Genomic DNA, 860 nt, shown 5'->3' on the forward strand with positions numbered 1-860 from the left:
ATTAACGTAGACTTTGAAGAATTGGCAAGTGCTATATTTGAAAGTAACTTAAATACAGCTATGAAAAGTATTGCTGTATCTGTCTTAAATGCTTATATGGAGATGGAAAGAGACCAGTATGTAAATGCAGATTTCAAACAAAAGAATCCTAAAAGGATTGCCCAACGAAATGGCTACTACGAACGTGATTTTATGATGCCTGTTGGTAAAATTCATCTGAAAGTGCCTAGAACACGTGATGGTGAGTTTACAACTGACGTTTTCGAACAGTACACACGCTCTGATCAATCTCTTATTTTAGCTATGATGGAAGCTTATATTAATGGTGTTTCAACTCGGAATATCACGAAGATTGTCGAGGCTTTATCAGGGGAATCTGTATCGAAATCAACGATTTCTGAAGTAATGAAAAATATAGATCCTGATATTCAAGAATGGGCAAGTAGACCCATTACGAATCATCAATATAAGTATGTGTTTGTTGATGCTATGTATATAAAAGTTAGAGAGAATAATAAAATAGTATCCAAGGGTGTTTACACCGCAATGGGTATTAATGAACTTAGACAGCGTGAAATTATTGGCTTTAAAATTTCTAATCAAGAATCTGAAAAGGCTTGGTCTGAATTTTTTGAAGACCTTAGAATGCGTGGCTTAACGACACCAGAGCTTATTATTTCTGATGCTCATTCTGGTCTTATTAAATCTATTAAATCTCAATTTATAGATTCATCTTGGCAACGTTGTACTTTTCATTTTCTTAAAAACATTGTTGAACGTTTCCCTAAGAAAAATTCTGAAGATGCAAAACTGTTACTTAAATCTATTTTTAAAGCACCTACTTATCAACATGCATTACA

1 protein-coding gene is annotated in these 860 nt (G+C 33.4%); it reads left to right on the forward strand.

Annotated features, from left to right (window positions below):
- Window positions 1-860 (forward strand): IS256 family transposase (locus tag LQ609_RS12570; RefSeq protein WP_239734845.1); only part of this gene is annotated, 860 nt, incomplete at both ends.

Origin of the sequence: Mammaliicoccus sp. G-M28 (assembly GCF_022386595.1) — a bacterium.
Lineage (GTDB): Bacteria > Bacillota > Bacilli > Staphylococcales > Staphylococcaceae > Mammaliicoccus > Mammaliicoccus fleurettii.